Genomic DNA, 18219 nt, shown 5'->3' with positions numbered 1-18219 from the left:
CACGCGACTACAGGTCGAACCTGATGCCCTGCGCCAGCGGCAGCGAGTCGGAGTAGTTGATGGTGTTGGTCTGGCGGCGCATGTAGACCTTCCAGGCATCCGAGCCGGACTCGCGGCCGCCGCCGGTGTCCTTCTCGCCGCCGAAGGCGCCGCCGATCTCGGCGCCGGAGGTGCCGATGTTGACGTTGGCGATGCCACAGTCGCTGCCGGCGGCCGACAGGAAGGTCTCGGCCGCCTTCAGGTTCTGGGTGAAGATCGCCGAGGACAGGCCCTGCGGCACGCCGTTCTGCATGTCGATGGCCTCGTCCAGCGTCGAGTACTTCATCACGTACAGGATCGGCGCGAAGGTCTCGTGCTGCACCACCTCGTCGCTGTTCTTCAGGCCGGTGACGATCGCCGGCAGCACGAAGTTGCCGGGGCGGTCGAGCGCGGTGCCGCCGGTCTCGATCGTGCCGCCGGCGGCCTTGGCCTTCTCGATCGAGGCCAGGAACTGCTCGACCGCGCCGCGGCTGTTGAGCGGGCCCATCAGGTTGGCCGGATCGGTCGGGTCGCCGATCTTGCCCTCGACCTGCTTGTAGGCCTTCACCAGCGTGGCCAACACGGTGTCGTAGATCGATTCGTGCACGATCAGCCGGCGCGTGGTGGTGCAGCGCTGGCCGGCGGTGCCGACCGCGCCGAACACGATCCCGGGGATGGCCAGCTTCAGGTCGGCGCTCTCGTCGAGGATGATCGCGTTGTTGCCGCCCAGTTCCAGCAGGCTGCGGCCCAGCCGGCGCGCCACCTTCTCGGCGACGAGGCGGCCGACCTGGGTCGAGCCGGTGAAGCTGATCAGCGGCACGCGAGCATCGTCCACCAGCCGCTCGGACAGCCCGGTGCCGGCATCGTTGATCAGGAAGAAGATGTCCGGGAAGCCGGCCTCGGCCAGCGCCGCGTTGCAGATCTTCATCGTCGCGATCGCGGTCAGCGGGGTCTTGTTGGACGGCTTCCAGATGCAGATGTCGCCGCAGACCGCGGCCAGGAACGCGTTCCAGCTCCACACCGCGACCGGGAAGTTGAAGGCGCTGATGACGCCGACCAGGCCCAGCGGCTGGTACTGCTCGTACATGCGATGGCCGGGGCGCTCGGAGTGCAGGGTGTAGCCATAGAGCATGCGGCTCTGGCCGAGCGCGAAGTCGGCGATGTCGATCATCTCCTGGACTTCGCCGTCGCCCTCGGGCTTGCTCTTGCCCATCTCCAGGGCGACCAGCGAGCCGAGCGCGTCCTTGTTCCGGCGCAGCGCCTCGCCGCATAGGCGCACGGCCTCGCCGCGGCGCGGGGCCGGGGTGGTGCGCCAGATGCGAAAGGCGTGCTGGGCGCGGGCCACGATCTGCTCGTAGTCTTCGACGGTGGTGGCCTGGACCTGGGCGATGACCTGGTTGGTGGCCGGATTGAGCGGCTCGAGCACGCCGGCACCGGTGGCGGGCGACCACTGGCCCTGGCCCAGGTAGGTGCCGGAATTGGACGCGGACAGGCCAAGGGCCTTGAGCAGCTCTGCGGACATGAAGTCTCCTGGAGATGGCGCGGATGGAGTGGGCGACCGCAGCGGACCGCGGTGTTCACCAGACCGGTCATTCTACCAGCGCGTCTCGTCGCACTGGCCTGCGGGCGCGCGTCGTCGACCAGGGCGGAAACGAAAAAAGCCCCGGCGAACCGGAGCTTCCTGCGTATGGCGTCCCCACGGGGACACGCGCTAAACCCCCGGTTGGTGCTGCGCCACCGGGAACCGATCCACATCGTGGCCCCGTCGCGTTCCCGCTACCGCGCCGCCTGATCCGCCTGGCCAGCCTTGCCGCCGGCCATCCCCGTAGCGATCGAGACCCCCTGGAGCCGGCGTCGAGGCAGTCGGCGGGCATGCGCGTGGATACGGCTCCCCGCCACAATTCCTGAAATTCCAGGTGGCCATCGGAAACGGGTTACAAAGGTATCCGGCGCCAGAAGTGGCAGGATTTCCACGTAAATTCAAAGGGATATGGCGCTGTCTTGAGGGTTACATTCGGGTAATTTTGAAGTTTCCATGTAACCTCTTCATCAGGTTACCAACGTCGATTCACGACCCTTTGTGGATCAATGAGATAACCCGGAACCCACCGCCGAACAACCCGTAGTAACCGCACCGAGTTGCATCATCAAATCCATTGAAAACAATGGGTTGCCCGATGCTTCGCGGGGCTATGTAACCCTGTTACCCGTTTCCGATGGCGACCTGAAAAAATGGTCGGGCTGCCCCGGCTTCCACGGCTACCGAGAGAGGGCCAGGAAGCGGCTTTCTCGCAGGGTTCCGCAGGGGCCAACGCCCCGGGGAATTGCCGGGAAACGGCCGTGGCGGCGGCCCGCCAGTCCACCGCAGGGTCGCAGAAAAACCACCCTATGAAGCGGGCAGGCGTGGCGGGGCGACGACTGCGCGCGCCAGGGTCCAAATGGCGATAATTTCACCATTTATTAACATTTCGTTCATGTTCGGGCGATCCGCATGGAAAAGCCGCCTTTCGGCGGCTTCGTCGGGGCGGCGCCAGGGGACCGGTCAGCCGGCCGGCGCGGGCGGCTCGAACGGCGCGAACCGGATCACCTCCTCGCCGATCCAGTCGTTCACCTTGAGCATCCGGTGCTGCAGCGGCTCCAGTTCGAGCATCGCCCAGACCTGGGCCGCCTTGCCGATGTCGCCGAAGCCGCCGGCATTGGTCGGCACCACGCCCATCAGCTGCGGGGGCACGCGCAGCGCGGCAAGCATGTCGTCGCGGGTGATGTTCTTGATGCCGCTGAACTCGTCCTTGGCCGCCACTTCGCTGACGGGGATCAGCTGGATGCCGTCCTTCTTGCCGTTCGGCGAATGCAGGAACAGGTTGCGGAAGTTGCCCGGGCCGCGGGCGCTCTTCAGCGCTTCGCGCAGGGCGTCCACGTCGGCATCGTTCACCTGGGGATCGGACAGGTACAGGATGAAGCCGGCGTGGCTGCCGTTGTTGTAGTACTTGCGCCGGAACAGGGTAGCGCTCTCGTTGAGCAGGGCCGCCTGCAGGGCCGACAGCCACTCCGGGAGGCCATAGATCTCCTGGTCCACGTTGGCCTCGCGCAGCTGGAACACGCTGCCCCTGTCGAATTCGTACTCCTGGCCCCAGCCGGTGACCTGGAAGAAGCGGCCCGGTTCGATGCCGCGGCGCACGTACTTGGCCAGCGTTGGCGCCAGCACCAGCGGCGTGCCCAGCCGCGATGCCCTGCGCTCCAGGTAGGCCATGCCGAAGGTCAGCCAGTCGGTGGCGAATTGCTCGAAGGCCTCGCGCGACAGCAGCCGATGCGGCATGAAGGTACGCGCCAGCATGTTGCGCTTGAACATCAGCCCGGTCTGCAGGTACACGTTGCTGCGCGTGGTCTTGGCCAGGCCATCGAGCGACACCGGCGGTTCGTACCAGCGCCCGTTCTTCCAGCACTCCAGGTAGTCGAGCACCCCGCGGCTGTCCAGCACCGGCGTGGGGTCGCCGAAGGTGAAGGCTTCGATTCGCGCCGGCGCGCTCGCCGGCTGGTCGGTCATCATCAGAGGATCTCCATCGTGCTGCTGGTGCTGCCGTGCTGGCTTTCCAGCGGTTCGTTTTGCAAGGCGTGGAACAGCGCCCACGCCAAGTCGGCATGGCCGGTGGCCTGGTTCCTGCCGGCGGTGTAGGTCACCTGCCGGCCGTTGGCGGTGATGGTTTTCTGGATCGCCATCAGCGACTGCGACACATCCGTCCAGCCGGCGTCGTACTCCAGCCGCCCGCTCTTGATCACGTCGTAGGCCTTCAGCACCAGGCGCGTCTTCACTTCCGGCGAGTAGCTGAAGGTGGTCAACCCCGGGAAGAACTGGCGCACCAGCTGCGCCACGCCGGTGCCCATGCCGGTGGCGTCGATTCCGATGTAGGTCACCCAGTACCGTTGCGTGATCTTGCGGATGGCCTCGGCCTGCGCGGCGAAATCCATGCCCTTGAACTGGAACCGCTCCAGGACGCGGAACTTGTCGCCCGGTGCGATCGGAGCGCCCACCACCACCAGCCCGGCGCTGTCGCCGGATTCGGCCGGGTCGTAGCCCAGCCACACCGGCCGGTCGCCGTAGGGCCGGATGGCGAACGGCTTGTAGTCGGCCGCCCATTCGACCCACGAATCGACCATGCACGGCTGCAGCATGGTCAGCGGGAACACGCTGGCGCTGTCGTCGATGAACTGGCACAGGTACAGGTTGGCGAAGTCCTCGACGCTGTTCTCCAGTCGCAGCTCTTCGATGTCGAACAGGTCGCAGCCGCTGCGCTCGGCGTCCAGCACCGTCACGATCTGCCGCCAGATGCGGTCCTCGCACAGGCGCCCGCGGGCCAGGGCCTTGTGCGTCACGTCGATCTCGATGTGCTTTTCCTTCGGCCGGCCCTTGTTCAAGCGGGTGCCGTCCCAGAACGGATAGGCCTCATGGCTCATCGTGCTGGGCGTGCTGAAGTAGGTCTTGCGCCAGTGCTTGTGCGTGGCCATCGCGCTGGCCAGCTTGTTCAGCTCGGCGAACTTCGGCACCCAGAAGAACTCGTCGAAGTAGAAATCGCCGTGGTAGCCCTGCGCCGTGCGCGAGCTGGTGCTGACGAAGCGGATCTCGGCGCCGTTGTGCAGCTTGATCAGGTCATCGTTGGCGCGCAGGTCGCGGTCCAGCACCAGGCGCACGAAGTCCTGCATGTAGTTCTTGAAGATGAAGGACTGGTTCTTCGACGCCGACAGGAAAATCTTGTTGTGCCCCGTCTCCAGGGCGTCCACGAACGCTTCCCGCGCGAAGTAGAACGTCGCGCCGATCTGGCGCGATTTCAGCAGGGCACGGGTGCGCTGATTCTTCTCGCGGTGCCAGATGCGCTGGAAGTCGAAACAGCCGTCGAGGAAGGCATCCTTCAGCCGCTCGATCTCCTCCTCGCTGAAGTCGTTCTTCTTCGGCGGCTTCTTGGGGCCGGCATTGCGGTTGGCCACCGCCGGGTTCAGGTCGGCCTCGTTGCCGCCGCCCTGGTAGCGCTGGATGCGTGCCTGCCGTTCGAGCTGCCGGTGCAGCAGGTCGATTTCCTTGAAGTCGCCGCCGGTCTTGCTGTCCTTCAGGATCAACTGGATAAGACGGATTTCCAGCGCCCCGCCGATGCGCTCGATGTTGTCCGCGCGGTCCCATTCGTCGCGCGCCTTCCAGCTGTGTAGAGTTTTCTCGTTCTCCCAGGTGGCCTCGGCGATGTCGCAAACGCGCCAGCCCATCCAGTACAGGAACTTGGCCTGCCGGCGGGCATCTGCCTGGGGGAGTAGTTGGACGGTTTCGCTCACGCTGGCCAGCGTGAGCGAGGGAAGGGCATTCACACAGCCGCCATTCCTGTTGCCCGGTGTTTTACACGGCAGGCGAATTGCTGGACCTGTCCGCGCTGAACACGATGACTCCTGAAGCGCACGCGCAACCAGGACATCGAGGCAAGCATGAGCACCAAGACCGGCACGAAGGCCAAGAAATTCCGCAGCAAGTTCTTCCGCGTCGGTGTCGAGGGCGCCACCGTCGATGGCCGCACCATCGACCGCAAGTGGATCGAGGAAGCGGCGGCCAGCTACGACCCGAACACCTACGGTTCGCGCGTGTGGATCGAACATATCCGCAGTACGTCCGCGGGCGAGGATGCGCTGTTCCCGCCGGTCGGCGACGTGATCGCGCTCAAGGCCGAGGAAGTCACCATTGCCGGCCAGAAGAAGCTGGCGCTGTTTGCCCAGATCGAACCGACCAGCAAACTGCTCAACCTGGTCAACAAGCTGCGGCAGAAGATCTACACCAGCATGGAGCTGACGCCGAAGTTCAGCGACAGCGGCAAGGCCTATCTCACCGGGCTGGGCGTCACCGATACCCCGGCCAGCCTCGGCACCGAAGCGCTGGTGTTCAGCGCCCTGCGCAAGCAACACGAAGACAAGTTCTACAGCGCCGGCGAAGAGACCGAGATCGAGTTCGAGGAAGTCGCCGAAGAACCTGGCGCCTTCGACGCCTTCTTCAGCCGTTTGGAGAAGCTGCTGGGCAAGAAGTCCGACCCCGAACACAAGCCGGAGCCGAAGGGCGAGCCTGCCCACTTCACCGAGCTGGCCGGTCTGGTGCAGGAGTTCATGCAGGCCTCGCAAGGCGAAACCGCCGCGCTGCGCGAAGCGCAGGCCAAGACCGGCACCGACCTGGCCAATCTCGCCAGCGCCTTCAACGCGCTGAAGGAAACGCTGTCGCAGCAGCCCGCCAACCCGACTCAGCGCCCGGCCGCCACCGGCGGCAGCGGCCAGGCCCTGACCGACTGCTGATCCCACCCCCTCACGGCCCCCTCATTCGACTTCGGAGCAAGCCCCATGCGCAACACCACCCGCGTCCTGTACAACGCCATGCTGACGCAGATCGCACAGCTCAACGGCGTGGCGGATGCCGCCGTGCAGTTCAGCGCCACGCCCAGCGTGCAGCAGACGCTGGAAACCCGGATCCAGGAATCCAGCGCGTTCCTGTCGCAGATCAACATGATCGGCGTGCGCGAGCTTGCCGGCGAGAAGGTCGGCATCACCATCGGCAGCACCATCGCCAGCCGCACCGATACCAGCGGCGCCGGCGTGCGCAGCCCGATCAACGTCGCCGACACTGACGCCAACGGCTACCTGTGCAAGCAGACCAACTTCGACACTGGCATCCCCTATGGCCTGCTGGATGCCTGGGCCAAGTTCACCGACTTCCAGACCCGCGTGCGCGACGCCATCATCCGCCGCCAGGCGCTGGATCGCATCATGATTGGCTTCAACGGCCTGCAGGCCTCGGCCACTACCGACCGCGCCACCTATCCGCTGCTGCAGGACGTGAACATCGGCTGGCTGCAGCAGTATCGCACGCATGCCGACGCCCGCGTGCTCGATTCCGGGGCCGCCGCCAACGTGGTGAAGATCGGCGGCACCGCGCCGGACTACGCCAACCTGGACGCGCTGGTGATGGACGCGGTCAACAGCCTGATCGACCCGTGGTACCAGGACGACACCAGCCTGGTGGCCATCGTCGGCCGCGACCTGCTGAACGACAAGTACTTCCAGATGGTCAACCAGGACCTGCCGCCGACCGAGCAACTGGCCGCGGACATCATCAAGTCCAAGAAGCAGCTCGGCGGGCTGCCGGCGCTGCGCGTGCCGTTCTTCCCGACCGGCAAGATCCTGATCACCAGCCTGTCCAACCTGTCGCTGTACTGGCAGGAGGAGGGCCGCCGCCGCTACCTGAAGGAGGAGCCGGAGAAGAACCGCATCGCCAACTACGAATCGTCCAACGATGCCTACGTGGTCGAGGACTACGGTTTCGGCGCCCTGATCGAGAACATCCAGATCGGCGATGCCGTGGAAGAGGGCGGCGGTGGCGGCGGTTGATCCGCTGCCACCCATCCACTGACCGAGGACCGACCCCATGAGCATCGCTCGATCCAGTTTCCACGCCAAGCGCCAGGCCAAGCAGCAGGCGCTGGAAGACGCGCAGGCGAAAGCAGCCGACAAGGCAGCAGCCGCCGCCGAGGCCGTGCGCGTACAGCCGGCCATTGCCCAGCAGCCGATGCCCGCGCCGGTGAAGACCGCCGCGCAGCGCAACCGCGTGCGCCGGCAGGCCGCAAAGGAGGGTGTCACGGGTACCGCGCTGCGCGGCGACCTGACCCAGTACGAGCAGCACCTTGCCAAGCTGCACCAGGACCGGCTGCGGCTGAAGCAGGTGCAGTCCACCGCGGCCAAGGCCGAACTGAAGAAGACGCTGGTGGGCGAGTACGACGCCTATCTGGACGGCGTCCTGCTGGCCGACGCCGGTGCGCCGGATGACGTGCTGACCACGCTGCTGGTCTGGAACATCGACGCCGCCAACTATCCCCGCGCCCTGGAGCTGGCCGCCTATGCCTTCCAGCACAAGCTGGAAGCGGGCGACCAGTTCAAGCGCACCCTCGGCACCATCGTCGCCGAGGAATTCGCAGAGGCCGCGCTGGATGCGCTGGCCGCCGGCCAGGAACCCATGACCCCCGACCTGGAAGTGCTGGCTAAGGCGGCGGCGCTCACCGCAAACCAGGACATGCCCGACGAAGTCCGCGCCAAGCTGTTGCTGGCGCAGGGCCGCGCCGTACTGCGCCCGGCCAGCGATGACGCGCCGCCGCCGGCGGACGTGCTGCGTGGTGCGGTGGACAACCTGAAACAGGCCATCGCGCTGCACAGCAGCTGCGGCGGCAAGAAGGATCTGGAGCGCGCCGAGCGCTTCCTGAAGAAACTGGCCGGCTGACCCCGGCCACATCGAGCGTAGCCCGCGACCCCGCCGGCCCGGTGCCAATCCGCAGGACTCTCTCCCTTGCGCGTGCGGCACCGGTCACCGGCGACTTGGCGGACCGGAGAAGCGGACTTGAGCGGATTCATCGCCAACGGCAGCACCGCGGCACCCCAGACCATCGGCAACGATGGCTTCTGGCCGGACGTGAACCCCGCCGACGTGCGCACGCAGATGCGCATCGAAGGGGCGGTCAGCGATCCGCGCTTCGTCGCCGTGCTGGAAGCGGCGATCCTGTCCGTGAACCGCGAGCTGGATGCCTGGAAGGCGCAGCAGGTCGAGGCCGGCCACGCCGCCCTGGCCGACGTGCCCGCGCTGCAGATCAACGGCGCCTCGCGGCTGGTGCTCCTGTACCGGCGCGCCCTGGCCTGTTGCGCGGCCGCCGAGATCGCCGAGAACTACCGCAGCTACGACGCCACCGACAGCGCCAACCAGCGCTCCGACGACCTGACCCCGTCGATCGACGAACTGCGCCGCAACCAGCGCTGGGCGATCCGCGATTTCCTCGGCCTCGGCCGCGTCACCGTGGACCTCATCTGATGCGCGTGCTCGCCCAGCAACACGACACCGTCGATGCGCTGTGCTACCGCCACCTCGGCAGCACCGCCGGCGTGGTCGAACAAGTCCTCGAACTGAACCCCAGTCTTGCCGCACAGGGGCCGTTCCTGCCGCAGGGCACCGAAGTCGTGCTGCCCGACATCACCACCACCACCGCGTCCGCCCAGCAGGCGCTGGTACAGCTCTGGGACTGACCGTGACCGAACCCACCTCCACCTCCATCATCATCCCGCTGGCTACCGGCGTGGGTCTGGCCGCATTGCTGCCGGGCATCGATGGCAACGCTCTGGTCGGCGCGTTCGCCGGCGGCACGCTGTTCGTCGTCTCGGCCAAGACCCTGCCGCTGTGGCAGCGCTTCGTGTACCTAGCCATCAGCATCGTGGCCGGCTACTACGGCGCCGGCGAGCTGATCCAGCGCGGGTTCTTCCGATCCACAGGGGTGGTGGGCTTCATCGTGTCCAGCGTGGCGGTCACGGTGATGCTGGCGGCGATCGAGCAGTGCAAGCAGGTCGATTTCAAGGGCCTGCTCAAGAGCATCTTCAACCGTGGAGGATCGCCATGATCAACCTCCTGACCGCGCTGGCCTGCAGCGTCATCTGCCTGCGCCTGCTGACCTACACGCCGCGCCCCGGCGCATCGCATCGCCGCCACGCCGCATGGCTGGCCTGGATCCTGATCGTCTTCACCGGCGGGCAGGCGCTGCACATCGTGCTGGTCGGCCCGCACGCCCACGCCAGCCCCTGGAACCTGGGCGTGCTGCTGGTGCTGGCGGTGCTGTCCTGCCGCGCCCGCGGCAACGTCGCCCACATGATGAAGAAGGACTGATGGCCATGCCTGCACCTTTAACCGCCGCACTGCTGGCCGCGATCATGCAATGCCCGGACTCGCGTGCGCGGTACTGGCTGCCGCACCTGGTCGCGGCGATGCAGGAGTTCGGCATCGCCAGCGTCCGCCGGCAGGCGCATTTCCTCGCCACCATCGGCCACGAAAGCCTGGGCTTGGCCAAGGTCGAGGAAAGCCTGTTCTACCGCCTGCCACGCCTGCTGGAGGTGTTCGGCAGGCGCATTCCGGCCAGCATCGCGCCCAAGTACGCCTGCAACCCGCAGGCATTGGCGTGCCGGGTGTACGCCGGCCGCGGCGGCAACGGCGACGAAGCCAGCGGCGACGGCTGGAAGTTCCGTGGGCGCTCGCCTGGCCAGATCACCCATCGCGGCAACTACCGCCGCGTCGGCGAATTGCTCGGCCTCCCGCTGGAAGACGATCCCGACCTGCTGCTGCAGCCGGCCCATGGGGCACGCGCCTCGGCGGCGTTCTGGAAGGACAACGGCTTCAACCCGCTGGCCGACGACAACAACACGGTCGGGGTAGCCAAGAAGTGGAACCTGGGCAGCGCGACCAGCAAGGCGCGGCCCGAAGGGCTGGAAGACCGCATCTCGCGCACCGAGCGCGCCCTGAAGCTGCTGGGAGTCTGACCATGCCATCGCCACGCCTGATCGCCCTCATCGTCCTGCTGGTGCTGCTGGCCGCCATCGGCGGCGGCGCGTGGTGGCAGGAACACCGCGTGTCCACGGCGCAGGCCGCTGCCACGAAGGCCAAAGCCGACCTGGGGGCGGTGCAGAACGAACTGGCCGGTGTGCAGGCCGCGCTCCAGGCCGCTCAGCAGCAGCCGGCCATCATCACCCAGTATGTGGATCGCGTGCAGGTCGTGCGCGAGGCCGCCCGCGTCATCGCCAAGGAGATCCCCGTCTATGTCACGCCTGCTGCCGATGCTGCTTGCCCTGTCACTGTTGGCTTCGTGCGCATCCACGACGCCGCCGCCGCAGGCCGCGCCCCGCAACCGCCCCCCGGAGATCCTGATGCGCCCGCCGCCGGCGTTGCGCTCTCTGCCGTCGCCGACACCGTCGCCGGCAACTACGAAACCTGCAACGCCATCCGCGAGCAGCTGACCAGCCTGCAGGAGTGGGTGGGCAGCGAGATCCCGGCAACGCAGGCGACGCCATGAACAAGCTCGGCAGCCTGCGTGCAGCGCTTGCCGCCGCGGTGCCGGAGCTGGCCCGCGATCCAGACCGCATGCTGGTGTTCATCGACCAGGGCACCCTGGCCGGCACCTCGGCGCCGGGCCGGTCGTTCGAGTATCGCTACACGCTGAACCTGATCGTCACCGACTTCGCCGGCCACCCGGACAGCATCATGCTGCCGCTGCTGGACTGGGTGCGCGTGCATCAGGTGGATCTGCTGGAGAACTACGGCAACCACGACAAGATCACCTTTGAGGTGGACGTGCTGGCCAACGACAAGGTGGACCTGGACATCAAGCTGCCGCTGACCGAGAGCGTGGCCGTGGCCGGCACCGGCCCGGATACCGTCATCACCCACGTCGAGGAACCGCCGCACGCATGAGCGACGATCTGAGCCGGCTGGAAGGGTGGGTGGAGCCGCTTCTGCGCCGCCTGCAGCCCAGCCAGCGGCGCCAGCTGGCCATGGCCATCGGCCGCGAGCTGCGCCGCACACAGGCTCAACGCATCGGCCGGCAGCGTGCGCCCGATGGCAGCGCCTATCCGGCACGCCGGCAGGTCCGCGACAAGAACGGCCGCATCAAGCGCCGCAAGATGTTCCAGAAGCTGCGCCAGGCCAAGCACTTCAAGATCCGCGCCAGCGCAGGCGACGTGAGCGTCGGCTTCTTCGGCCGCGTCGCCCGCATCGCCGGCGTACACCAGGAGGGCCGGATGGACGCCGTGCGCCCGGGCGGCCCGCGCGTGCGCTACGAGCGCCGCCAGTTGCTGGGGTTCACCGACGCCGACGAGCGGCGCATCGCCGACCAGATCATGGAACACCTGGCCGGCGTGTAAGCGCAGCCGATACACGGGCCGCGCGTTTCGCGCGTGCGCGGGATCTCGGAACCTTGCGACATGAGCAGCTTCACGGCCGTCGATCTTTCCCGCCTCCCCGCGCCCAGCGCGGTGGAAGAGATCGACTTCGAGGTGCTGTTTGCCAAAGTCCTGGCCCAGCTGCGCACGCTCGATCCCACCTTCGACGCCTTGGTCGAGTCCGACCCGGCCTACAAGATCCTGCAGTTAGCGACCTACCGCGAGATGCTGCTGCGCCAGGAGATCAACGACAAGATCCGCTCCGTCCTGCTGGCCACAGCCGCCGGCTCGATGCTGGACCACCTGGGAGCGTTCTATGGCGTGGCCCGCATCGAGATAGAGCCGGGCGACAATAGCCAGGGCATCGCGGCCACGATGGAGAGCGACGACGACTTCCGCCGCCGCATCCAGATGGCACCGGAGGGCTTCAGCGTGGCCGGTCCGGAAGGCGCCTACATCTCCCACGGCCTGGCCGCGGATGCGCGGGTGCTGGATGTCGCGGCGACCAGCCCGCAGCCGGGATATGTCTCGGTGTACGTGCTGTCGCGCGAGGGCAACGGCGCGGCCAGCGAAGACCTGATCGCCAGCGTGGCGGCAGTGCTCAACGCCGAGGATGTGCGCCCGCTCACCGACAACGTCACGGTCCTGAGCGCGGCGATCGTCGAGTACGAGATCCGGGCCGAGCTGGTGATCTACTCCGGGCCGGACGCCGGCGTGGTGTCCACGGCCGCGCAGCAGGCCGCGCAGGCGTATGCCGACGACAATTCCCGCTTGGGCCAGGCAGTCAGCCTGTCCGCGGTCTACAAGGCGCTGCACCAGGAGGGCGTGGCCCGCGTCAACCTGCAACAGCCGGCGGCCAACCTGGACATCCTGGAGGGCGAGGCATCGCGCTGCACCGGCATCCACCTGACCGTGGTGTCGATCGACGATGCCTAGCCTGCTGCCGCCCAACGCCACGCCGCAGGAAACGGCAATCGCCAACACGCTGGCGCGGCTGTCGGACGTGCCGGTGCCCGTGCGCGCAACGGTCGATCCGGAGCAGTGCCCGGAGTCCATGCTTCCCTGGCTCGCCTGGGGCTACAGCGTCGATGCCTGGGATGCCGCCAGCCCGGCGTACGTCAAGCGATGGTCGGTGATGCAGTCGCTGCTGATCCATCGGCGCAAGGGCACCGTCGCGGCCTTGCGCGATGCCGCCGCGGCCATCGGCGTGCCGGTCGAGTTCGAGGAGTGGCACCGGCAGTCGCCGCAGGGCGCTCCCTATACTTTCCGCGCCCTGGTCAACTCCATCGCCACACCGCTGACCCAGACCGACATCCAGCGGCTGCTGGCCGCGATCGAGGCCAACAAGAACCTGCGCTCGCACCTGACCGAGCTGGTGCCCGGCGTGACCAGCTACTCGCAGGCCGCCGTCGCCAGCGTCACGGCGCATGGGCACGACCGTCAGGTGCGTGCGCGCTACTCCGACATCTCGCTGCTGCTGGAAGGCATCGAGAACGGCGAAGACATAACCGCGGCGGCCGTTGACCGCTTGCATCTCCACATCCACACCACCATGCCCCAGCAGGAACAGGCCACCCCATGACCCTGAACAACAAAGTCGATCAGTTCATTGCCGACAGCGATCTTGCGCACCGGATCGTGCATGGCGGCCCTGCGGATATCGTGCAGACCAAGGGCGGGCTGGTGAAAAGCTACGCCAATGCCATAGGCAGCTTGGCGCATGCCGACTTTACATTTGAGACGTGGGCGGAATTGAACGATGTCGTTGGCGAAGTCGGCAAGGGAGCGCAGGTATGGAGTGATGCCGGAACGCACACTGATCCAGTGACATTTTCGGAAGCTACACCGAATAGCGGCAGTTACGTGTGGAGTGCGGCGCCGGCAGGATGGAAGTGGGTGAGGTCCTATAGTTTGGCGTCGATAAGCGAGGATTTGGCTCAACTGAAGGAAATAAGCGGCAGCCAGACGATTGGGAAGCAATTGGAGCCGACTGTTGGTACTACTCAAAACCCAATTCGGACTTGGGTTCTCTCGGTACCGTTATCTTCGGATGGGGTACTTACTGCGATTCGCGTCTACGCGAGCGCTGCTGGCGAGATGAAGGTGCATCGTTTCAACAAGAATGGTGATGTTTTTACCCGGGTGGGCGCGTCGATCACGATTGCGCTGGTTTCTGGTCTCAACGAAATTCCGGTGCCTGAGTATTTTCCTGTCGAAGCAGGGCAGTACATCGGCTTCTACAGTCCGAGTGGCATTTTGCGTCACGTCAATGATGGCACCGACCCCGAACGTGACCCCGCGAACGGCTATTACGACTCCGGCAGTAACGCTTCCGATCCGGTTTCTTTTACCGATGCCTCTCCTCCCGGCAATGGTACCGTCACGCTCCAGGTCGGCTTTGATTTCATCAGTGGAGATGTTCTTCTGGCTGCTAAAAACATCGCGGTAAATCTCGCTATCAGCGGCAGCCAGACGATTGGGAAGCAATTGGAGCCGACTGTTGGTACTACTCAAAACCCAATTCGGACTTGGGTTCTCTCGGTACCGTTATCTTCGGATGGGGTACTTACTGCGATTCGCGTCTACGCGAGCGCTGCTGGCGAGATGAAGGTGCATCGTTTCAACAAGAATGGTGATGTTTTTACCCGGGTGGGCGCGTCGATCACGATTGCGCTGGTTTCTGGTCTCAACGAAATTCCGGTGCCTGAGTATTTTCCTGTCGAAGCAGGGCAGTACATCGGCTTCTACAGTCCGAGTGGCATTTTGCGTCACGTCAATGATGGCACCGACCCCGAACGTGACCCCGCGAACGGCTATTACGACTCCGGCAGTAACGCTTCCGATCCGGTTTCTTTTACCGATGCCTCTCCTCCCGGCAATGGTGCCGTCACGCTCCAGATCGGATTTGATTTCGTCAAACTCGACAGGGATTCAACTTTACCGGACATTGTTCGGAGTGTCGTTGGCACGTCTGATTCGAAGACCTCAGGTGATCTTAAAGAAATTACTGGCTATATCCTTGTGTGGGCTATCGGCCAGTCGAATACCTCTGGTCGCGCGATTGATAAATCTTCAATCGAATTCAATCCGGGGCAGGCCTACAAGTATGTACGCAGCACAACGAGTTTAGAGCTGCTCGCAGATCCAACTGGCAATGATTCGACTGCGGTTTCTGGTGGGGGACGGGGCTCATGGGGTCCGGCGTTTGCCGGTGAAATCCGCCGGCTGTCGAGTAGCAGAATTGGCACGATCATCGTCAATAGTGCCGAAGGGGGAAGTTCGCTGGTATCCAGCTGGGCAAGTGCTGGTAGGAGCTGGACGCAGGCTCAAACCGATCTTGCGAACGCTCTTGCCCGGGCTGCCGCATTGAATCTACCCATCATCGGTTGCTGTGTTTATATGCAGCAGGGGGAAACCGATGCCGACAATGCTGTTAGTGCCGAGAACTACATTTCCCTATTTAAAAATCTCAAAGGTCGCGTTGATTCCGTGATTGGCACGAAGACGCCGTTCCTTATGACTAGGATCGGCACGAAAGATACCGGGGACACGGCAGAATATGCAGCAATCCGTGCAGCGCAGAACAGCCTTGCCCTAACAGAAAATGGGGTGTTCCTCATTCACACCGGTGCTAAGTATTTTGCTGCACGAGGGCTGATGATGGATACATTTCATTACATGATTCAGGCTTATGAAGAGATTGGCACCCTTGCGGGCAACGCTGCCTTTGGGTGTGCGCTCGGCGTACGTCCGTTGGGGGTTGAGGATTGACAATGGCCACCTACCGCACCCTCCACACCCGCTACGGCCTGCAACGCCTCAACGCCGCCCGCCTGGGCGGCGCGTCGGTCGCAATTGCCGAGATGGCCTTCGGCGATGGCAACGGCAACCCGATCGATCCCGAGGATTTCGACGATGTCGCCACCGGTCTGGTGCGCGAGCGGTTCCGCACGTCGATCAATCGCGTGTACCAGGATCCGGAAGACCCGCTGCTGTACTACGCCGAGGGCATCGTGCCGGCCAGCGCCGGCGGCTTCGTCATCCGCGAGATCGGCATCTTCGACGCGGATGGCGGCCTGTTCGCCCTCGCCAACACCCCGGACAGCTACCAGCCGCTGGCCAGTGAGGGCGCCATCGGCGATGGCATCTATCGCATGGCGTTCGCCGTCGCCAACGCGGGCAACGTCACGGTGCAGCTTGATCCGAACACGGTGGTCGCCTCGCGCGCGTGGGTACTGAACTCGGTGACCGCCGAGGTGGTGCTGCCGGGCGGCACCACCGGGCAGGTGGCGCGCAAGCGCAGCAACGCCGATGGCGACATCGAGTGGGGTGATGCCGGCGAGGTGAACGTGCTGGTCAGCGCGATCGAGGAACGGCAGACCCTGGCCGCCGGGCAGACCGTGGTGGACCTGACCACGACGACGGTGCTGGGCCTGGCGGTCTACATCGACGGCGAACGTATCGCCCGCGGCACCGCCGCTGACGAGTGGCAGCCCGACGAAGACCTGCCCACGCGCCTCATCCTCGGCCAGGCCTACGCCGCCGGCACCCGGCTGATCGCCGCGCAGAACGAACCCGCCGGTAACCTGCCGAACCCGCTGGAGCGCAGCGCCAACCTGGCCGACGTGCCGGACAAGGGCGCCGCTCGCCAGAACCTGGGCATTTTCAGCCGCGCCGAGACCCGGCAGATGGCGCCCGCCGGCATGATCGGCATGTTCGGTGGCGCCAATGCGCCGACCGGCTGGCTGAAGTGCAACGGCGCGCAAGTGGCCAAGACCGCCTATCCCGACCTGTACGCGGCCATCGGCGACGCCTGGACGCCGCAGGGTTCCGCGCCGGCCGCCGGATCGTTCTTCCTGCCTGACCTGCGCGGCGCCTTCCCGCGCTTCCTGGACGACGGCCGCGGCCTGGATCCGGCCCGGGCGCTGGGCGCGCGCCAGGGCGACGAGATCCGCTCGCACAGCCATAGCGGCGCGACATCGAGTGCCGGTGCGCACAGCCACGATTCGAGCTACGGCGAGGAGGCCAAGTACGTCGCCGCAGCCCCCTTCGGCACCAGCGCCCATCGCCCCGGCAATCGCAACGCCGGCAGCAGGGGAGGCATCGACTACGACAACTACGGGTGGCAGACCTCGACCGATGGCGCGCACAGCCACACGTTCGACACCAGCGCAACAGGCGGCACCGAGACCCGCCCGGTGAACTACGCGCTATTGGCCTGCATCAAGTACTGACATGACCACGCGCACCGTCTACCTTATCGACGCGGCGGGACTGCTGGCCGGCACGCTGGAGGCCGAGGAATCGCCGATGCAGCCCGGCACCTGGCTGCTGCCGGCCGGCGCGATCGATACGCCGCCCCCGGCCGATGTCCCTGCCGGTCGGGTGCCGCGCTGGAACGGCGCGGCCTGGACGCTGGCCACCGCGCCGCGCAAGAGCACGTCGGCCGGATCGTGACGGTAGCCGTGCGGCCTACATGCCGCGCCGGGTGATCCAGGCCGCGCATGCTTCCACGATGCAGGCATGCGCGATTCCGACCTGCCACGCCGCGTCTCCAACCTGATCCGCATCGGCACCATTTCGGCCGTCGATCTGGGCGCCGCGCGCGTGCGCGTCGAAAGCGGCGACGTGCTGACCGACTGGCTGCCGTGGCTGGTGCCGCACGCCGGCGCCGGCCGCGTCGAGTGGTCGCCGCCGAGCGTCGGCGAGCAGGTGCTGGTGCTGTGCGCCGAAGGTGAGGCGGAAGCCGGCATCGTGCTGCGTGGGTTGTACTCCGATGCGGTGCCGGCGCCGGCCGCCGCCGCCGGCCTGCACCAGGTGCGCTTCTCCGATGGCGCGGTGGTCGAGTACGACGCGGAGGCGCACCTGCTCAACGCCACGTTGCCGCCCGGCGGCAGCGCGACCATCACCGCCGCCGCCGGCGTCACCATCAACGGCCCGCTGACCGTCAACGGCGACAGCACACTCAACGGCGACGTCGCTTGCAGCGCCACCGTGACCGCGCAGACCGACGTGATCGGCGCCGGCATCAGCCTGGTGAACCACAAGACCACCGGCGTCACGCCCGGCAGCGGTCTTTCCGGGGCGCCGCAGTGAGGGGCATGTCGGCCACCACCGGCCAGGCGCTGGAAGGCACCGCGCACCTGGCGCAGTCCATCGCCGACATCCTCACCACCCCCATCGGCACCCGGGTGATGCGGCGCGACTACGGCTCGCTGCTGCCCGAGCTTATCGACCAGCCGTTCAACGGCGCCACCGTCACCCGCATCTACGGCGCCATCGCCGGCGCGCTGATGCGCTGGGAGCAGCGCCTGCGCATCACCCGCCTTTCCATCGCCGCCGGCGCCGCCGCCGGCCAGTTCGCCGTGACCATCGAAGGCAACCGCACCGACGTACCGCCGGCCAGCGAGTTCACGCGCATCACCGTCCCCCTCAATTTCCGCTAGGAGC

The 18219-nt window shown here is 66.1% G+C and carries 21 protein-coding genes; 18 read left to right on the top strand and 3 right to left on the bottom strand.

The genetic code is table 11. The features are described from left to right. Positions 1-7: 7 nt before the first annotated feature. The 3 genes from LRX76_RS00945 to LRX76_RS00935 all read right to left on the bottom strand — a co-directional run bounded on the left by LRX76_RS00945 (position 8) and on the right by LRX76_RS00935 (position 5343). The gene (locus LRX76_RS00945; protein WP_231800781.1) at positions 8-1540 is read right to left on the bottom strand and encodes an aldehyde dehydrogenase family protein; all 1533 of its coding nucleotides are present in this window, start codon (positions 1538-1540) and stop codon (positions 8-10) included. Positions 1541-2560: 1020 nt separating this feature from the next. Further along, a complete protein-coding gene (locus tag LRX76_RS00940) occupies positions 2561-3565 on the bottom strand; it encodes a phage portal protein (protein WP_231800779.1) in 1005 nt (334 codons plus the stop codon). Next, positions 3565-5343, bottom strand: coding sequence for a terminase family protein (locus LRX76_RS00935; protein ID WP_231801739.1), 1779 nt, complete (start codon positions 5341-5343; stop codon positions 3565-3567). Before LRX76_RS00935 ends, LRX76_RS00940 begins: the two co-directional genes overlap by 1 nt. A 138-nt stretch (positions 5344-5481) precedes the next feature. Here LRX76_RS00935 and LRX76_RS00930 point away from each other — a divergent pair, with 138 nt between their 5' ends. From LRX76_RS00930 to LRX76_RS00845, 18 genes are all read left to right on the top strand, one after another. Beyond that, the gene (locus LRX76_RS00930; protein ID WP_231800777.1) at positions 5482-6330 is read left to right on the top strand and encodes a GPO family capsid scaffolding protein; all 849 of its coding nucleotides are present in this window, start codon (positions 5482-5484) and stop codon (positions 6328-6330) included. Positions 6331-6375: 45 nt separating this feature from the next. Next, positions 6376-7419 (top strand): phage major capsid protein, P2 family, encoded by a 1044-nt coding sequence (locus LRX76_RS00925; protein WP_231800775.1) that lies wholly within the window; start codon positions 6376-6378, stop codon positions 7417-7419. A 37-nt stretch (positions 7420-7456) separates the two neighbouring features. After that, positions 7457-8302: a phage terminase small subunit gene (gpM, locus tag LRX76_RS00920; protein WP_231800769.1), complete on the top strand. Its 846-nt coding sequence runs from the start codon at positions 7457-7459 to the stop codon at positions 8300-8302. Between the two features lie 117 nt (positions 8303-8419). Next, on the top strand, positions 8420-8884 hold the full coding sequence (locus LRX76_RS00915) for a head completion/stabilization protein (RefSeq protein ID WP_231800767.1): 465 nt from the start codon (positions 8420-8422) through the stop codon (positions 8882-8884). Continuing rightward, positions 8884-9096 carry a tail protein X gene (locus tag LRX76_RS00910; RefSeq protein ID WP_231800765.1) on the top strand — a complete coding sequence of 71 codons (213 nt, stop codon included), beginning with the start codon at positions 8884-8886 and terminating at the stop codon, positions 9094-9096. Before LRX76_RS00915 ends, LRX76_RS00910 begins: the two co-directional genes overlap by 1 nt. Before the next feature lie 2 nt (positions 9097-9098). Further along, on the top strand, positions 9099-9464 hold the full coding sequence (locus tag LRX76_RS00905; protein ID WP_231800764.1) for a putative holin: 366 nt from the start codon (positions 9099-9101) through the stop codon (positions 9462-9464). Further along, entirely contained in the window at positions 9461-9727 is a 267-nt protein-coding gene (locus tag LRX76_RS00900) for a phage holin family protein (protein WP_231800763.1), read from the top strand. Before LRX76_RS00905 ends, LRX76_RS00900 begins: the two co-directional genes overlap by 4 nt. A gap of 5 nt (positions 9728-9732) precedes the next feature. Beyond that, positions 9733-10374 carry a glycoside hydrolase family 19 protein gene (locus LRX76_RS00895; protein ID WP_231800759.1) on the top strand — a complete coding sequence of 214 codons (642 nt, stop codon included), beginning with the start codon at positions 9733-9735 and terminating at the stop codon, positions 10372-10374. 2 nt (positions 10375-10376) lie between these two features. Beyond that, complete coding sequence (locus LRX76_RS00890; protein WP_231800757.1) at positions 10377-10904, top strand: hypothetical protein; 528 nt, start codon at positions 10377-10379, stop codon at positions 10902-10904. Then, positions 10901-11302 (top strand): phage tail protein, encoded by a 402-nt coding sequence (locus LRX76_RS00885; RefSeq protein WP_231800755.1) that lies wholly within the window; start codon positions 10901-10903, stop codon positions 11300-11302. The genes LRX76_RS00890 and LRX76_RS00885 overlap by 4 nt, the downstream gene beginning before the upstream one ends. After that, entirely contained in the window at positions 11299-11751 is a 453-nt protein-coding gene (locus LRX76_RS00880) for a phage virion morphogenesis protein (protein WP_231800753.1), read from the top strand. The genes LRX76_RS00885 and LRX76_RS00880 overlap by 4 nt, the downstream gene beginning before the upstream one ends. Positions 11752-11811: 60 nt before the next feature. Next, positions 11812-12705: a baseplate J/gp47 family protein gene (locus LRX76_RS00875; protein ID WP_231800751.1), complete on the top strand. Its 894-nt coding sequence runs from the start codon at positions 11812-11814 to the stop codon at positions 12703-12705. Beyond that, positions 12698-13351: a phage tail protein I gene (locus LRX76_RS00870; protein ID WP_231800740.1), complete on the top strand. Its 654-nt coding sequence runs from the start codon at positions 12698-12700 to the stop codon at positions 13349-13351. The genes LRX76_RS00875 and LRX76_RS00870 overlap by 8 nt, the downstream gene beginning before the upstream one ends. Beyond that, positions 13348-15540, top strand: a complete 2193-nt coding sequence (locus LRX76_RS00865) for a sialate O-acetylesterase (RefSeq protein ID WP_231800738.1) — start codon at positions 13348-13350, stop codon at positions 15538-15540. Before LRX76_RS00870 ends, LRX76_RS00865 begins: the two co-directional genes overlap by 4 nt. A gap of 2 nt (positions 15541-15542) precedes the next feature. After that, complete coding sequence (locus LRX76_RS00860; protein ID WP_231800736.1) at positions 15543-17003, top strand: phage tail protein; 1461 nt, start codon at positions 15543-15545, stop codon at positions 17001-17003. Between the two features lies 1 nt (position 17004). Further along, a complete protein-coding gene (locus LRX76_RS00855) occupies positions 17005-17226 on the top strand; it encodes a hypothetical protein (protein ID WP_231800734.1) in 222 nt (73 codons plus the stop codon). A 66-nt stretch (positions 17227-17292) separates the two neighbouring features. Beyond that, positions 17293-17865 carry a phage baseplate assembly protein V gene (locus LRX76_RS00850; RefSeq protein ID WP_231800732.1) on the top strand — a complete coding sequence of 191 codons (573 nt, stop codon included), beginning with the start codon at positions 17293-17295 and terminating at the stop codon, positions 17863-17865. Further along, a complete protein-coding gene (locus tag LRX76_RS00845) occupies positions 17862-18215 on the top strand; it encodes a GPW/gp25 family protein (RefSeq protein ID WP_231800726.1) in 354 nt (117 codons plus the stop codon). The genes LRX76_RS00850 and LRX76_RS00845 overlap by 4 nt, the downstream gene beginning before the upstream one ends. Positions 18216-18219 lie beyond the last annotated feature (4 nt).

This window comes from Stenotrophomonas sp. MMGLT7 (genome assembly GCF_021168555.1).
Lineage (GTDB): Bacteria > Pseudomonadota > Gammaproteobacteria > Xanthomonadales > Xanthomonadaceae > MMGLT7.
Note: the sequence above shows the minus strand (reverse complement) of the source record. Positions and strands in the feature narration are given on the sequence as shown.

Coding starts and splice junctions, on each gene's coding strand:
- LRX76_RS00945 (WP_231800781.1), bottom strand. CDS start 1,540: ATGTCCGCAGAGCTGCTCAAGGCCCTTGGCCTGTCCGCGTCCAATTCC.
- LRX76_RS00940 (WP_231800779.1), bottom strand. CDS start 3,565: ATGATGACCGACCAGCCGGCGAGCGCGCCGGCGCGAATCGAAGCCTTC.
- LRX76_RS00930 (WP_231800777.1), top strand. CDS start 5,482: ATGAGCACCAAGACCGGCACGAAGGCCAAGAAATTCCGCAGCAAGTTC.
- LRX76_RS00925 (WP_231800775.1), top strand. CDS start 6,376: ATGCGCAACACCACCCGCGTCCTGTACAACGCCATGCTGACGCAGATC.
- gpM (WP_231800769.1), top strand. CDS start 7,457: ATGAGCATCGCTCGATCCAGTTTCCACGCCAAGCGCCAGGCCAAGCAG.
- LRX76_RS00910 (WP_231800765.1), top strand. CDS start 8,884: ATGCGCGTGCTCGCCCAGCAACACGACACCGTCGATGCGCTGTGCTAC.
- LRX76_RS00900 (WP_231800763.1), top strand. CDS start 9,461: ATGATCAACCTCCTGACCGCGCTGGCCTGCAGCGTCATCTGCCTGCGC.
- LRX76_RS00895 (WP_231800759.1), top strand. CDS start 9,733: ATGCCTGCACCTTTAACCGCCGCACTGCTGGCCGCGATCATGCAATGC.
- LRX76_RS00890 (WP_231800757.1), top strand. CDS start 10,377: ATGCCATCGCCACGCCTGATCGCCCTCATCGTCCTGCTGGTGCTGCTG.
- LRX76_RS00885 (WP_231800755.1), top strand. CDS start 10,901: ATGAACAAGCTCGGCAGCCTGCGTGCAGCGCTTGCCGCCGCGGTGCCG.
- LRX76_RS00880 (WP_231800753.1), top strand. CDS start 11,299: ATGAGCGACGATCTGAGCCGGCTGGAAGGGTGGGTGGAGCCGCTTCTG.
- LRX76_RS00875 (WP_231800751.1), top strand. CDS start 11,812: ATGAGCAGCTTCACGGCCGTCGATCTTTCCCGCCTCCCCGCGCCCAGC.
- LRX76_RS00870 (WP_231800740.1), top strand. CDS start 12,698: ATGCCTAGCCTGCTGCCGCCCAACGCCACGCCGCAGGAAACGGCAATC.
- LRX76_RS00865 (WP_231800738.1), top strand. CDS start 13,348: ATGACCCTGAACAACAAAGTCGATCAGTTCATTGCCGACAGCGATCTT.
- LRX76_RS00860 (WP_231800736.1), top strand. CDS start 15,543: ATGGCCACCTACCGCACCCTCCACACCCGCTACGGCCTGCAACGCCTC.
- LRX76_RS00855 (WP_231800734.1), top strand. CDS start 17,005: ATGACCACGCGCACCGTCTACCTTATCGACGCGGCGGGACTGCTGGCC.
- LRX76_RS00850 (WP_231800732.1), top strand. CDS start 17,293: ATGCGCGATTCCGACCTGCCACGCCGCGTCTCCAACCTGATCCGCATC.